The following is a 13,864-nucleotide window of genomic DNA, read 5'->3' on the forward strand; positions in this document are numbered from 1 at the left end:
CTACTCGGCCGAGCCGTTCGGGACCGAGTGGTTCGGGACCGTTGCTCGCCGAGTCGTTCCGCGATTCGCAGCGAGCACGTCCGCGCGCGGTTTGACTCCACAGCGATCCGCCCAGGACTGCCAGGCCGCGGCCAGTGCACCGACCCGGTCCGGATGGGCTGCGGCCAGGTCCGAGGTCTCGGTCCGGTCGGCGTCCAGGTCGTACAGCTCCCAGTCCTGGGCGTACTTCCGTACGAGCTTCCAGCGGCCACGCCGTACCGCGCAGTTCCCCTCGTGCTCGAAGTAGAGGTCGCGCTCGCCGTCGGCATCCGCCCCACGCCAGGTACCGACCATCGACCGGCCCTCCAGCGGCAGGACATCGCGTACGAAACCTTGCCGCGTGGTGGTCGGGCCGACGGGGTACTCGATGCCCGTGACGGCGAGCACGGTTGCCATCACGTCAGGCAGTTGGCAGGGCTCGTGGACGATCCGCTGAGTCAGCCCACCGGCCGGCCAATGGGCGATGAACGGGGTCGCGATGCCTCCCTCGTGCACCCAGTGCTTGTACTCGCGGAACGGGGTGTTGGACACACCCGCCCACGGTTTCCCGTACGAGGCGAAGGATTCCGGTCCCCCCGGATCGATCGACGCGCTGTTGCCTTGCCGCACGCGCTCGCCTGCCGGTGTACGGAGTGGAAGGTTGTAAGGACGCGCTGCCAGCTCGTCCGCCCAGGCAGGCTGGAACTCCTCGGCGCAGCCGCCGTTGTCGGACAGGAACATGATCAGGGTGTTCTCGAGCTGACCGCTGTCCCGCAGGGCGTCGACGACCCGGCCGATCGCGGCGTCCATCAGCTCGACCTGTGCGGCGTACACCTCCATGCGCCGAGCCTGCCAAGCGCGGTCGTCGACCTGTTCCCAGGCCGGGACGTCGTCGGGGCGCGGAGCCGGCGCCCAGTCACCGTTGATGATGCCGAGCTCGACGAGTCGTTCGTACTGCTGCTGCCGCAGTGTGTCCCAGCCGTCGTCGAACACACCACGGTAGCGGTCGGCAACGTCCGCAGGGGCGTGCAGTGGCCAGTGTGGGGCTGTGAACGGCAGGTACAGGAAGAACGGGCGCGGATCACCCTGGCGGGCAGTGAGGAACTCGACCGCCTCCTCGCCGAGCCGGGACGTCAAGTAGAAGTTGTCTCCGGCAACGGCATGCTCCTCGTCGCGGGTCAGAGTGACCGGGTCGTAGTAGCTGCCCGCTCCACCAAGTGTGCCGTAGTACGTGTCGAACCCACGCCGGGTCGGCCAGGCGTCGTTCGGTTCCGACATCCGGCCGGTCAGGTGCCACTTGCCCCGGGCGACGGTTTGATAGCCGGCCGTCTGCAGTAGCTCCGCGATCGTCACGCACCGATCGTTGAGGTGGCCGCGGTACCCGCTCGGCCCGTCGTCGTTGGTCAGGACGCCGATGCCGGTCTGGTGGGGGTGCAGGCCGGTCAGCAGCGATGCTCGCGCCGGGGAGCACCGTGCCGTGTTGTAGAACTGCGTCATCCGCACCCCGGCGCCGGCCAAGGCGTCCAGGTGCGGCGTCCGAATCTTCGATCCGTAACAAGCCAGATCGGAGTAGCCGAGATCGTCGGCGAGGATCAGTACGACATTCGGCGGGTCGCCCACAGGTCGCTCAGACATCGGCACCTGCCTCGGCCGTTTCCGGTACGACAGTTGCCGACTCACCCGCAGGTCGCGTAATGGCCGATGCGCCGGGTGCGGCGGTGGACTCTCGAATGAGCAGTGTGTTCAATGGTGTCTGCCTGGCCTCAGGCGGCGGCAGTTCGCGAATCGCGGCGATCAGTTGCTGCATGGCATGGCGTCCGCGCTCCTCGCGGTCGACCGCAACGGTCGAGAGTGCGGGAATCAGGTACTGGCTCGTCGGTTGGTTGCCCCAGCCGAAGACGCTGAGCCGCTCCGGCACACCCCAGCCGCGCTCGAAGGCGGCCCGAACCGCACCTGCCGCCGAAGCGTCGTGCGATGCGATGACGGCGGTGACGGCCGAGTCGTCCGGAAGCTCGACGACGGCGCGGTAGCCGGCGTCGGCCGCCCAGGAATGTCCGACGATCCCGTGCGAGACGAGCCCCATCCTTTCAATGGCTTCGCTGTAGGCGCGCGCACGGTTCTGCGCCGAGGCGAACGCCTTCTCGCCCGCGATGTGCAGGAAGTTCCGGTGGCCGAGACCTGCCAGGTGCTCGACGATCTCGCCGGCGGTGGAGCCGTCGGCGAGCGCTCCGATGTTGCGCATGTCGTCGTCGAGATCGGCCGAGGCGACGATCCGCCGGTCGGACGTCCCCTCGATCGGGGCCAGGGAGAGTGCACCGTCGACCCGTCCGCTGGCGAGCAGTTGCCGCAGATGGTCGCTCCGGGGGCCGGGACCACCGCCGGAAAGCACGATCTCGGTCCGGTATCCCGCATCGTGTGCAGCCGCGCACGCAGCCGTCAGTTCGCGCTGATGGACCGTGCCGCGGAGCAGGCCGGGCAGCACCACCGCGAGCGTGTCGGAACGGCGGGTACGCATGGATCGGGCCGCCAGATCGGGGTGGTAGTCCAGCTCGGCGATGGCCGCCTCGATCGCGACGACCGTGACGTCACGCAGGCCGCCTTCGTGCCGCAGGTAGCGCGAGACGGTCTGCTGCGAGACACCTGCCAGTGCCGCGACCTGACGCATCGTCGGGCGGTTGGAGGTCGACTTCGATGCCATGCGGACCACCCTACTTGCGAACAGAGTGAACGTACACTTAGGCTGCTCGGCAGTCAGAGTGAACGTACACTTTCGTTCCCGGGTCACGGCGAACAAAGGAGTGGGTAATGCACGGACTCAGCCGCCGGGACCTGATGCGGGCCGGCCTGACGATCGCCGCGGCGGCCGCCGCCGGAACCTCGTTGGGCGCTTGCAGCAACAAGGGGCGAGGCGGGCCCGCGGGTGATCTCAACGCCGGCGTCGCGCTGCCGAAGTACCTTCGTTACAAGGGATTTCGGCCCGACCTGATCGGCAAGGACGGCGTGGACGACGGGACGCTCGCCTACCCGGCGAACCCGCCGAAGGCGACCACCGGCGCACCTGGCGACGGACGTCCGGTGAGTGCGCTCGCGATGACGAACACGCCCGTCCCACCCGCACTGCGGAACAATGTCTACTGGCGGCAGCTGAATCGGCGTCTGGGCTTCGACCTCCAGGTCGAACTCGTACCGAGCGCGGACTTCTCGCAGCGGTTCCAGACCGCCGTTGCGGGCGACAAGCTGCCCGACCTGTTCGCGATGTTCACCGGATCGGTGCCGTCACTGCCGAGCATGCTGGACAAGAAGGCAGTCGACCTCACCCCGCACCTGTCCGGTGACGCGATCGCGAAGTACCCCCTGCTGGCGAATCTGCCGACCGAGAGCTGGAAGCTCACCACCTTCGGAGGGAAGATCTTCGGCGTTCCGGTGCCGCGCGGCGCCCAGAGCAGCACGACGCTGTACGGGCGCCGGGACCTGCTCGAACGCGAGAAGCTCACCGCGGAACCGAAATCGCTCGACGACTTCGCCTCGCTGTGCCGGCAACTCACCGCACCTGCGTCCAACGTGTGGGCGCTCGGCCGCGTCCCGCTCACGTGGATCCAGCAGGCCTTCGGCATTCCGAACAGCTGGTCCGTGCAGGACGGCAAACTGGTGAGCACGCTGGAGCACGAGCACCAGAAGGACGCGTTGAACGCCGCCCGCAAGCTGGTCCAGAGTGGAGTCGTTCACCCGGACTCCTTCGGTGCGCCCACGACGACATGGAAGACCTGGATGGCCAACGACGCTATCTGGCTGGTCGACGACACCTTCAGCGGGTGGCCCGGGTTCTACCTCTATCCGGTCCCGGAGAGTTTCCGCCTCCTGACGTGGTCACCTCCGGCGCTGGACGGTGGCCGCGCGCCGATCTGGCTGGGGAGTCCGACGTACAGCATGACGTCGATCAATGTGCGAGCCGCCGAGCGGGTCGAGGCGCTGCTCTCGGTGCTGAACTACCTCGCGGCACCGTTCGGGACCGAGGAGTACCTGTTCAAGTACTTCGGCGTCAAAGGCGTCGACCACAGGCTCCAGGGGACCGACCCGCAGCTCACCGCCAAAGGTCGCAGCGAGACGCAGCTCAGCATGAAGTACCTCGCCGAAGGGCCCTGGATGATCTATCAGCCGGGTCGTCCGCAGGTGACGAGGGATGCGTTCGAGGCGCAGAGCAGGCTCGTTCCGGGGGCGTTGCAGGATCCGACCCGCGGGCTGTACTCGGAGACCGACATCCGCAGCGGCGCCCAGATCGGACTCGGCGACCTGGTGAACGACATCCTGCAAGGGCGCCAGCCGGTGAACAAGTGGGACTCGGCGGTCGCCGAGTGGAAGAAGAAAGGTGGCGGCAAGATCCGCGACGAGTACCAGGAAGCACTCGACAAGGCCGGCCCCCGCTAAGCGTCTGGCGGCAGGCCGTCGGGGCGGCGGGAGGCCCGCGGGGCGGCGAGTTGCGCCGCGGGCCTCCCTGTCTGTGGCGGTCCTGGCTCTCAGACGCAGCCGCCGGGGTCAGTCCCAGCTCAGGCCGGTCGAGGACTGGTATTCGATGACGCGGGTCTCGAAGAAGTTCTTCTCCTTCTTCAGGTCCATCACCTCTGACATCCATCCGAAGGGGTTCAGCGTTTCACCGAAGATCGGATTCAGGCCGATTTGTTCCGCTCTGCGGTCCGTGACGAAGTGCATGTACTGCTCGCAGAGGTCCGCGGTCAGGCCGAGCATGCCGTTCGGCAGGGTGGCGCGGCCGTACGCGACCTCGAGCTCGCACGCCTCGGTCAGCATCTGCCGGACCTCGGCCTTGAACGCAGCTGTCCACAGGTGCGGGTTCTCGTGCTTGATCTGGTTGATGCAGTCGATGCCGAAGTTCAGGTGGATCGACTCGTCTCGCAGGATGTACTGGTACTGCTCGGCGATGCCGACCATCTTGTTCCGCCGGCCGAGCGACAGGATCTGCGCGAACCCGGTGTAGAACCACATCCCCTCGAAGACCACGTAGAACGCGATCAGGTCGCGCAGGAAGGCGGTGTCGGTCTCGGGCGTGCCGGTCCGGAACTCCGGGTCCTCGAGGTGCTGGGTGTACTTCAGTGCCCAGGCGTCCTTGTCGGAGATCGACGGGACCTCGCGGTACATGTTGAACAGCTCGCCCTCGTCGAGCCCGAGCGAGGTGCAGATGTACTGGAAGGTGTGCGTGTGCACGGCCTCCTCGAACGCCTGGCGGAGCAGGTACTGCCGGCACTCGGGGTTGGTGAGCTGGCGGTAGACCGCGAGGACGATGTTGTTCGCGACCAGGGACTCCGCGGTGGCGAAGAACCCGAGGTTGCGCTTGAGCATCAGCCGCTCGTCGTCGGTCAGGCCGCCCGGCGACTTCCACAGGGAGATGTCGGCCTGCATCGACACCTCGGTCGGCATCCAGTGGTTGTTGCAGGCGGCAAGGTACTTCTCCCAGGCCCAGGTGTACTTCAGCGGCAGCAGCTGGTTGACGTCCGCGCGGGAGTTGATCATCGCCTTGTCGGCGACCTCGACCCGGCCCGCGCCGCCGGTGAGCTCGTTCAGTCCGGTGGTCACTGGCAGGCCTCGCAGTCGGGATCGTCGATGGAGCAGACCGCTCCGATGGGTTCAGGCAGCGTTGGTTCGGGCAGCGTCGGTTCGGGCATGGTTGCCGATACGGCGTTCAGGCGGCCGTCGGTGCCTTTCAGCGTGGACTTCTCGACATGGGTTGCTGACTGGGAACGCAGGTAGTAGGTCGTCTTGAGGCCATAGCGCCAGGCCGACCGGTACAGCTCGTCGAGCGCGCGGCCGGACGGCTTCGCCATGTAGAGGTTGAGCGACTGCGCCTGGTCGATCCACTTCTGCCGGCGCGACGCGGCCTTCACCAGCCAGAGCGGGTCGATCTCGAACGCGGTTGCGTACAGCTCGCGAAGGTCCGCGGGGATCCGCTCGATGCCGGCCAGCACACCGTCGTGGTACTTCAGGTCCGACACCATCACCTGGTCCCACAGCCCGCGGGCCTTCAGATCGGCGACCAGGTACGGGTTGGCGATGGTGAACTCACCGGACATGTTCGACTTCACGAACAGGTTGCTGTAGGTCGGCTCGATGGACTGGCTCACGCCGCAGATGTTCGAGATCGTCGCGGTCGGCGCAATCGCCATCACGTTCGAGTTCCGCATCCCGTCGCGCAGCACCTTCTGACGCAGGGCGTCCCAGTCCAGGCGTGAGCTGTCGTCGACGACCAGGTCGCCGTTGCGCGCCGCTTGCAGCCTGGCGATCGAGTCGATCGGCAGCACGCCCTGACTCCACAGCGATCCGTCGTACGACGAGTACCGGCCGCGCTCGGCCGCGAGGTCAGTGGACGCCTCGATGGCGTGGTAGCTGATCTGCTCCATGGAGCGGTCCGCGAACTCGACCGCCGCGTCGGACGAGTACGGAATGCGGAGCTTGAACAGCGCGTCCGCGAAGCCCATCAGCCCGAGGCCGACCGGGCGGTGCCGCTGGTTCGCGCGCTCTGCCTCCGGGGTGGTGTAGAAGTTCACGTCGATGACGTTGTCGAGCATCCGGACCGCAGTCTTCACGGTGTCCCGGAGCAGGTCGGTGTCGAGTCCGTCCGCGGTCAGGTGCGCGACCAGGTTGACCGATCCGAGGTTGCAGACCGCGGTCTCGTCGACGGTGGTGTTGAGCGTGATCTCGGTGCACAGGTTCGACGAGTGGACGACGCCGTCGTGCTGCTGCGGCGAGCGCAGGTTGCAGGCGTCCTTGAAGGTGATCCACGGATGCCCGGTCTCGAACAGGACGGTCAGCATCCGCCGCCAAAGGTCGACCGCCTTGACCCGCTTGTGCACCCGGATCTCGCCGCGATCGGCCGCTGCCTCGTAGGCGACGTACGCCTCGGCGAAGGCGGCGCCGTACAGGTCGTGCAGGTCCGGCACCTCGTCCGGTGAGAACAGCGTCCAGTCGCCACCCGCCTCGACCCGCTGCAGGAACAGGTCCGGCACCCAGTTGGCGGTGTTCATGTCGTGCGTGCGGCGCCGCTCGTCGCCGGTGTTCTTCCGCAGGTCGAGAAACTCCTCGACATCGATGTGCCACGTCTCCAAATACGCACACACCGCACCCTTGCGACGCCCGCCTTGATTCACAGCTACCGCGGTGTCGTTGGCGACCTTGAGGAAGGGGACGATGCCTTGGGATTCGCCGTTGGTGCCGCGGATCTTGGCGCCGATGCCTCGGATCGGGGTCCAGTCGTTGCCGAGGCCGCCGGAGTACTTGGCGAGCAGGGCGTTGTTACGGATGCTGGTGAAGATGCCGGCGAGGTCGTCGTCGACCGTGGTCAGGAAGCAGGACGACAGCTGTGGGCGGGTGGTGCCGGCATTGAACAGCGTCGGCGTCGAGGACATGAACCGGAACGTACTGAGCAACTCGTAGAACTGGATCGTGCGCGCCTCGCGGTCGTCCTCGCGCAGTGCCATCCCCATCGCGACCCGCAGGAAGAACGCCTGCGGCAACTCGTACCGCACTTTGTCGAGGTGCAGCAGGTAGCGGTCGTACAGCGTCTGCAGGCCGAGGAAGGTGAAGTCCAGGTCCCGCTCGGGGCGGATCGCGGCGGCGATCCGGTCGAGGTCGAAGGTGGCGAGCTCTGGGTCGAGCTGCCCGGCCTCGATGCCGATCTGGAAGTAGCGCGTGAAGTACTCGGAGTAGGCCTCGGTCATGTCCGCCTGGCTGGCCTGGCGGGGCTCGCTGTGCGCGCGTCCGAGCGCCTCCCGGCGGATCTGGTCCAGCAGCAGGCGGGCGGCGGCGAAGCTGTACTGCGGCTCTGTCTCGACGTACGACCGGGCGGCCATCACGAGCGCTTGCTCGACCTCGTGCTGGGCGATGCCGTCGTAACAGGCGCCGAGAGTCTCGTCCAGGATCAGCTCGGGGTCGACCGCGTCGAGTCCGGTGGCGGCCTCCGCGACCACGACGCGCAGCCGGTCGACGTCCAGCGGGGAACGGCTGCCGTCGGCCGCGCGGACGGTAAGTGCCGGCTTGACGGCGACGCCCGAGGCGTCGGCGGGAGTGCGGGCCTTCGTGTGCTCCTCGCGGTACAGCACGTAGGCGCGGGCGACCTGGTGCTCGCCGGCGCGCATCAGCGCCAACTCGACCTGGTCCTGGATGTCCTCGACCTGCACGCTGCGGCGGGCGTCGCCGCGGCTGGTAAGGACCCCCACGACCCGGCCGGTCAGGTCGGCCACCAGGTCGCGGACCCGGTGCGTGGAGCCGGCGTCGGCGCCCTCGACGGCGAGGAACGCCTTCGTCATGGCGACGGAGATCTTGGCGGCGTCGAACGGCGCACTACTGCCGTCGCGGCGGATCACGGTGAGCTCTGTCGAACCGTCCGCCACCGAGCCCGCCAAAGCCGAGGAAGCCAAGGAAGCCGAAGACGCCGGGGGAGCCGAGGACGCCGGGAAAGCTGAGGATGCTGAGGAAGCAATGGTCACAAGTGTGTTCTCCACAAGAGTTCGGGAGTCGGGGAGCACGCGGGCAGGCGCACGACGGGACCGGCAGCACCGGCCGGGAACACTGCCGTCACGCCCTGCGACCCACCCGCGAGATCTCGGACTGCGTGCACCGGCGGCACACGCACCGGTGGCAGGTATCCGGACTCGCGGACGCCGGAGGACAGCACGTCCGCTCACCGTTGCGGGGCAGCTCCGGACTTGCACCGGATTCCCCTGTTGCCTCGGGTCGATCAACATCTTGTGTTGTCGATCGCCCCGAACCACCAGCAGTAGTGATGCTAAGCGGAACGATCTACATCTTGTGGTAGCGCCGCGCTGCGTGTCGCACATCTTGTGGCCCTCACGCCGCGGCCGCGTGCAGGTCCTGGAGCGTCATGATCTCCGAACCGTGATGGATGAGCTCCCTGTTCAGCCGCAGAACGACGTGGCCGAACGGTTCGCTCGCGTCCAGCTCGTTCGCCTGGCTGAGGCCGACGGTCATCGCCTGCTCCTCGTCCAGCGCGGCGATCGCGTCCTGCCAGGCCTCGACCCAGTACGTCAGCCAAGCGACCGCGTCGCGCGCGTTGCCGTGCAGCGTGATGTCCGCGCGGCCTTGCCGGCTCGCCCCGAACGTCCACTCCCAGCGCTCGAAGAAGGTCTCGGTCAGATGCGCGATCAGCCACGCGATCGTGCGCGGCCCCCGATGGTCGGGCTCGTCCGGCCACTGGGCGACCCACTCACCGGACCCGAGCGGTCGGAACCGCCCCGCGTAGTGCCGTCTGACGACGGTCAGGGCCTCGCTGCTCGGACGCCAGAAGTACTGCTCGTCGGTCAGTTGGCCGAGGCGACCGGACAGCACCATCCAGCTGAAGCCCAGCTGGCCGCGCACCATCGCCATCGCCGACGGCCGGTGCAGGATGTCCCAGTCGAACGCCATCACGGCTCCCCTGTACGATCGAACATGTGTTCGAATTCTTGCTCGATCGCTCCAGAAAAGTCAAACCGCCTAGTGTGTTGGTCCTGGCCTTGGTGGTACGGGTCTGCTAGGCGGCTCGATCCGCGTGTCCGCGGCCGGGCTGGCGAACCGGCGCTCGAGCAGCGTGAAGGCGTCGATCAGCTCCGGCGCCTCGTAGATGCGGTTGCGCCGCCCGTCGGTGACCTCGCGCAGGACGCCCGCCTCGACCAGCCTGGCGAGGCCTTGGTTGGCGGCCTGCTGCGAGCGGTCGATCAGCTGGGCCGCGGCCGCGAGCGTCAGGACCGGTGCCGCGGGCAGCGCCTCGATCAGCAGCTCGGCAGCGGAGCCGGCCCGCACCGGTGCGGCGCGCGTCCGCCAATCGGCCTTGAGGTCTGCCGCGGTCTGCTCGAAGCGGGCAGCCTCCGCGGTCGCGTGCGTGCACGCCAGCGCGAACATCCGCAGCCACGGGTTCGCGGCGGCGCGCGCCTTCGGGGTCGTCGCACGTCCGACGTACCGGAAGTCCGTCAGTGCTTCGATGTAGGCCGATGCGTGCGTGGCGAGTGACAGCGAGACCGGTGGCACCGTACGGGTGCTGAGGCCGTCGGCGCGCAGGATCAGGTGGATCAGCGCGCGCCCGGTCCGGCCGTTGCCGTCGGCAAACGGGTGGATGGTCTCGAACTGGGCGTGGGCGATCGCGGTCTTCGCCAGCACCGGCAGCGCGGACTCGCGAACGAAGGTCATCAGGTCCGCGAGCAGTTCCGGGATCAGCTGCGCCGGCGGCGGCACGTAGTACGCCTCGGCAGGGGAGCGGCCGCCGATCCAGTTCTGCAGGTAGCGGATCTTGCCGCCGTACTCCGGGGTCGGTGACTGCGCCATCAACCGGCGATGGGCCTCGAGCAGATGGTCGACCTCGAGCTTGTCGCCGGCCTGCACCGTCTCGGTCACCCAGGTCATCGCGTCGACCGCCCCGAGCACCTCCTCGGCCGTCACGTCGCTGATCCGGTCCCGCAGTACGTCGGCCTTCAGCAGCCGGCGCGCACCGACGACAAGGCCTTCGATGTGTGACGACCCGACCGCCTCCGCTCGCAGCAGCAGCCGCGCGAGGGCCTCGCTGTTCGTCAGTACGGCGGCCGTCGCATCGAGCCGGGCCAGATCACCGGCCGCATCCTCGAGCAGCGCGAGCACGTCGTCGGACAGGTCGAACTCCCGCCCGACCAGGGGGTCGGGCAGATACAGCTCGTATGACCCGCCGAGACGCTCCGCCCGGGTGAACCCGTCCGGATGCCCGGGCCACCGATGCAACTCGACCCTTGCCATGTTCTTATTCAAGCTTATCCACAAACCTTGAACAAGCCTGTGGATTAAAGCGTAGCGGTTGTGGACCGGATTGTGGGAAAACTGCTGTCTATGGATGCGCAGACACAGGAGATGGTGACCGCCAACGAGGCCGACTGGGACGCCCGGGCGCCGCTGCACGCGGCGAGCGCGTTCTACGACCGGCCGGCGGAGTTCTGGTTCGCCGACTACGAGTGGGCGGATCTGGGTCCGCTCGACGGTCGCGACGTCCTGCATCTGCAATGCCATCTCGGGACGGAGACGATCGAGTTCGCGCGCCGGGGTGCGCGGACCAGCGGGCTCGACCTGTCCGAGAAGTCGCTGGACGCGGCGCAGCGGATCGCCACCGAGGCCGGAGCCGACGTCGAGTACCTGCACGCCAACGTGTACGACGCGGTGCAGGCGGTCGGCGGACGGAAGTTCGACATCGTCTACACGGGCAAGGGCGCGCTCTGCTACCTGCCTGATCTGCAGCAGTGGGCCGGGGTGGTCCGTGAGCTGCTGAAGCCTGGCGGGGCCCTCTACATCGTCGAGTTCCACCCGCTGCTCAACTCGTTGCGTGAAGTGTCGCTTCCTGGTGAGTCCGAGGAGCTGATCCTGCGCGCCGACTATCTCGAAGGCCGCGGTCCGATCGCGCACGACTCCACGGTCACCTACACCGGCGACGAGGTGCCCGGCCGGCAGACCAGCTACGAGTGGCGGCACGGCCTCGGCGAGATCGTCACCACGCTCGCCGGCACCGGCTTCCAGATCACCAGCCTGCGCGAGTCCGAAGTACTGCCATGGCCTCGCTGGCCCTCCATGCAGCAAACGCCCGAAGGCTGGTGGCGGCTGCCTGACGACGCTCCGCGGATCCCGCTGTTCTTTGCGCTCAAGGCGACCCGATGAACCGCGAGGAGCGCGAGCAGGACCTGATCGCCTACTACACCGGCGAACTCCAGGCCCGGGTCGACCGCGACCTCCCGGAGCCGCGCATCAGCCGTCGGACCCAGTATCTCGATCAGTTGCACACCGAAGGACGCGAGACGGTTCTGGAGATCGGGTGCGGTCCGGGCCGTGACGGCGGGGCGATCGCTGCGGCCGGGTTCAGCTACACCGGGGTCGATCTGTCGCCGGCGAGCGTCGAGGCCTGCCGGGCGCAGGGACTGCGGGCCGAGGTCGCGTCGGTGCTGGAGCTCCCGTTCGCCGATGCCACGTTCGACGCGGGCTGGACGATGAGCACGCTGCTGCACGTGGCCGACGAGGACCTCGACCAGGCCCTGCGGGAGATCGTCCGGGTGCTGCGGCCCGGTGCGCCTTTGGCGATCGGCTTGTGGGGTGACGTCGCCGCCAGCGAGCATGTCTGGAAGGACGGCAAGGGCTACGGTCCTGGCCGGTTCTTCAGCATCCGCTCCGACGACGGCCTGCAGGCGGTTCTCAAACAGCACGGTGTGCTCGAGGACTGGACCACCTGGGACGACGACCAGGCCATGCACTACCAGTGGGCAGTGCTCCGGGTCAGCGCTTCTTAGGGCCGCGGAACGCCACGAAGATGAGGGCGACACCGAAGGCCGCGACGATCGGGCCGACGGTGGCCCACACGGTGCTGCCGGTCATCGAGCTGCCCTTGAGGTAGCCGAGCCCCTGGAACGTCCAGACGCCACCGATCGCAATGAGCAGTGCGGCGAACGCGATGGCGACAATCTTTCCCATCCACCGAGCCTAGCCGAGCAGTTCGTCGCAGAGGGACACGAGTTGGCGGCGGAGGGGACGGGCGCGGTCGGCGAACGTGCGTTGGGCCGCGATGTACTCGGCTTTGCCGTCGGGCGTCTCGATCCGCACGGGGGAGTAGCCGAGGGCGGCCAGGTCGTACGGTGAGGCGCGCATGTCGAGCGTACGGACGTCGCGGGCCAGCTCGAAACAGTCCAGTACGAGGGAACTCGGCGTGAGCGGCATCAGCTTGCCCGCCCATTTGTAGAGATCCATGTTGGCGTGCAGGCAACCGCCCTGCTCGAGTGCCGGCTGCGACTCGCGGGTCGGCTGCACGACGTTCAGCGGACGCGCGGGCGAGGTGAAGAAGCGGAACGCGTCGAAGTGCGAGCAGCCGATCCGGTGCGACTCGACCACCTGATCGGTGCCCTCGGCCCCCAAGCGAAGCGGCCAGGCGGCATGGCGTACCTCGGGCGTCCGGTAGACCATCGCCCACTCGTGCAGCCCGAAGCACCCGAACTGCGGTTGCCGGTCGAGCGTTGACGACAGCAACGCACGGATCCACTTGACGGTGTCGGAGCGGCGGGTGATCTCAGCCGGGGCCAGGGTCGCTGCGCCGTCGACCACTGTGTAGCCGCGGCGGTCGGCGTAGGCAGGAGCCTCCAGCAGGCCGATGCCGGGGCCGGGGTGCCAGACGCGAAGCTGGCTGGGGCGGACGGAGTAGTACGTGAACAGGAAGTCCTCGACCGGGTGCGGTTCGTTGCGGGACTTGCGGGCCAGGTGATCGGCGAGCAGGTTCTCGACCCGCGCTTCGTGGTCGCGGAGTCGGGCTGTCCACTCGGACGGGGCGAGAGTCTTCACAGCTCGAGGGAGAACGCGTACAGGTCGATCCCTGGGATGGGAGCCCAGTCGCGTTCCGGGAGACGGGTGAAGCCGAGGCGTTCGTACAGGCGGTGGGCGGTTGTCATGTACGTCGCGCTGCTCATCACGATCCGCCGGTGCCCGAGCTCACGGGTACGGTCGATGCAGCGCCGGGTCAGCGCCGTACCGATACCGAGGCCGCGGGCACGACCGGCCACCCCGAGCATCCGGAACTCGCCCTCGTCGGCCTGCCCGATCTCGCGATAGACGGAGCCGACGGGGCAGTACGTGACGGTGCCGAGCAGGCCGTCCGCGTCGGCCGCGATCCACAGCTCCGCCTGCGCGGCACGGTCCGCGGCCGCGCGCAGCGTCGTCGCGTACGAACCCCGGACGAAACCGTCGTGCCGGTACGCCTCCACAGTGAGCTCACCCACGGCCTCGTACTCCGGCGCAACGGCCAAGCGGATCTCGAAAGTCACCGCGCAATTCTCTCATTCCGTGCCGACGGTAGGCT

General features: G+C 68.0%; 12 protein-coding genes and 1 riboswitch. Of the genes, 3 read left to right on the top strand and 9 right to left on the bottom strand.

Annotated features, from left to right (window positions below):
• Together ACGFI6_RS27170 and ACGFI6_RS27175 are read right to left on the bottom strand one after the other, a co-directional pair.
• Entirely contained in the window at window positions 1–1,653 is a 1,653-nt protein-coding gene (locus ACGFI6_RS27170; RefSeq protein WP_393123304.1) for an arylsulfatase, read from the bottom strand.
• On the bottom strand, window positions 1,646–2,716 hold the full coding sequence (locus ACGFI6_RS27175; RefSeq protein ID WP_393123306.1) for a LacI family DNA-binding transcriptional regulator: 1,071 nt from the start codon (window positions 2,714–2,716) through the stop codon (window positions 1,646–1,648). Before ACGFI6_RS27175 ends, ACGFI6_RS27170 begins: the two co-directional genes overlap by 8 nt.
• 107 nt (window positions 2,717–2,823) lie before the next feature.
• On the opposite strand from ACGFI6_RS27175, the gene ACGFI6_RS27180 reads away from it, so the two are divergent.
• Complete coding sequence (locus tag ACGFI6_RS27180; protein WP_393123308.1) at window positions 2,824–4,443, top strand: extracellular solute-binding protein; 1,620 nt, start codon at window positions 2,824–2,826, stop codon at window positions 4,441–4,443.
• Window positions 4,444–4,551: 108 nt separating this feature from the next.
• Here the strand turns inward: ACGFI6_RS27180 and ACGFI6_RS27185 are convergent, their stop codons facing one another.
• The 4 genes from ACGFI6_RS27185 to ACGFI6_RS27200 all read right to left on the bottom strand — a co-directional run bounded on the left by ACGFI6_RS27185 (window position 4,552) and on the right by ACGFI6_RS27200 (window position 10,782).
• The gene (locus ACGFI6_RS27185; RefSeq protein ID WP_393123695.1) at window positions 4,552–5,640 is read right to left on the bottom strand and encodes a ribonucleotide-diphosphate reductase subunit beta; all 1,089 of its coding nucleotides are present in this window, start codon (window positions 5,638–5,640) and stop codon (window positions 4,552–4,554) included.
• Window positions 5,601–8,414 (bottom strand): ribonucleoside-diphosphate reductase subunit alpha, encoded by a 2,814-nt coding sequence (locus ACGFI6_RS27190; RefSeq protein ID WP_393123310.1) that lies wholly within the window; start codon window positions 8,412–8,414, stop codon window positions 5,601–5,603. Before ACGFI6_RS27190 ends, ACGFI6_RS27185 begins: the two co-directional genes overlap by 40 nt.
• Window positions 8,415–8,642: 228 nt before the next feature.
• Window positions 8,643–8,811: riboswitch (cobalamin riboswitch) on the bottom strand.
• Window positions 8,812–8,871: 60 nt separating this feature from the next.
• Window positions 8,872–9,447, bottom strand: coding sequence for a DinB family protein (locus ACGFI6_RS27195; protein WP_393123312.1), 576 nt, complete (start codon window positions 9,445–9,447; stop codon window positions 8,872–8,874).
• Between the two features lie 69 nt (window positions 9,448–9,516).
• A complete protein-coding gene (locus tag ACGFI6_RS27200; protein WP_393123314.1) occupies window positions 9,517–10,782 on the bottom strand; it encodes a Fic family protein in 1,266 nt (421 codons plus the stop codon).
• A gap of 90 nt (window positions 10,783–10,872) precedes the next feature.
• Between ACGFI6_RS27200 and ACGFI6_RS27205 the strand changes: the two genes are divergently transcribed.
• Together ACGFI6_RS27205 and ACGFI6_RS27210 are read left to right on the top strand one after the other, a co-directional pair.
• A complete protein-coding gene (locus tag ACGFI6_RS27205) occupies window positions 10,873–11,688 on the top strand; it encodes a class I SAM-dependent methyltransferase (protein WP_393123316.1) in 816 nt (271 codons plus the stop codon).
• On the top strand, window positions 11,685–12,311 hold the full coding sequence (locus ACGFI6_RS27210; RefSeq protein ID WP_393123318.1) for a class I SAM-dependent methyltransferase: 627 nt from the start codon (window positions 11,685–11,687) through the stop codon (window positions 12,309–12,311). The genes ACGFI6_RS27205 and ACGFI6_RS27210 overlap by 4 nt, the downstream gene beginning before the upstream one ends.
• On the opposite strand, the gene ACGFI6_RS27215 is transcribed toward ACGFI6_RS27210, so the two are convergent.
• From ACGFI6_RS27215 to ACGFI6_RS27225, 3 genes are read right to left on the bottom strand one after another with little or no spacing between them, the layout of a single operon-like run.
• Complete coding sequence (locus ACGFI6_RS27215; protein ID WP_393123320.1) at window positions 12,298–12,492, bottom strand: hypothetical protein; 195 nt, start codon at window positions 12,490–12,492, stop codon at window positions 12,298–12,300. The genes ACGFI6_RS27210 and ACGFI6_RS27215 overlap by 14 nt on opposite strands.
• Before the next feature lie 9 nt (window positions 12,493–12,501).
• Complete coding sequence (locus ACGFI6_RS27220; protein ID WP_393123322.1) at window positions 12,502–13,350, bottom strand: 3-methyladenine DNA glycosylase; 849 nt, start codon at window positions 13,348–13,350, stop codon at window positions 12,502–12,504.
• Complete coding sequence (locus ACGFI6_RS27225) at window positions 13,347–13,829, bottom strand: GNAT family N-acetyltransferase (RefSeq protein WP_393123324.1); 483 nt, start codon at window positions 13,827–13,829, stop codon at window positions 13,347–13,349. The genes ACGFI6_RS27220 and ACGFI6_RS27225 overlap by 4 nt, the downstream gene beginning before the upstream one ends.
• Window positions 13,830–13,864: the final 35 nt, after the last annotated feature.

Origin of the sequence: Kribbella sp. NPDC048928 (assembly GCF_043197975.1) — a bacterium.
Classification (GTDB): domain Bacteria; phylum Actinomycetota; class Actinomycetes; order Propionibacteriales; family Kribbellaceae; genus Kribbella.

Excerpts from the sequence above, each read along its gene's own strand:
- ACGFI6_RS27180 (WP_393123308.1), top strand. The coding sequence starts at position 2,824 with ATGCACGGACTCAGCCGCCGGGACCTGATGCGGGCCGGCCTGACGATC.
- ACGFI6_RS27215 (WP_393123320.1), bottom strand. The coding sequence starts at position 12,492 with ATGGGAAAGATTGTCGCCATCGCGTTCGCCGCACTGCTCATTGCGATC.
- ACGFI6_RS27200 (WP_393123314.1), bottom strand. The coding sequence starts at position 10,782 with ATGGCAAGGGTCGAGTTGCATCGGTGGCCCGGGCATCCGGACGGGTTC.
- ACGFI6_RS27210 (WP_393123318.1), top strand. The coding sequence starts at position 11,685 with ATGAACCGCGAGGAGCGCGAGCAGGACCTGATCGCCTACTACACCGGC.
- ACGFI6_RS27205 (WP_393123316.1), top strand. The coding sequence starts at position 10,873 with ATGGATGCGCAGACACAGGAGATGGTGACCGCCAACGAGGCCGACTGG.
- ACGFI6_RS27175 (WP_393123306.1), bottom strand. The coding sequence starts at position 2,716 with ATGGCATCGAAGTCGACCTCCAACCGCCCGACGATGCGTCAGGTCGCG.
- ACGFI6_RS27170 (WP_393123304.1), bottom strand. The coding sequence starts at position 1,653 with ATGTCTGAGCGACCTGTGGGCGACCCGCCGAATGTCGTACTGATCCTC.
- ACGFI6_RS27195 (WP_393123312.1), bottom strand. The coding sequence starts at position 9,447 with ATGGCGTTCGACTGGGACATCCTGCACCGGCCGTCGGCGATGGCGATG.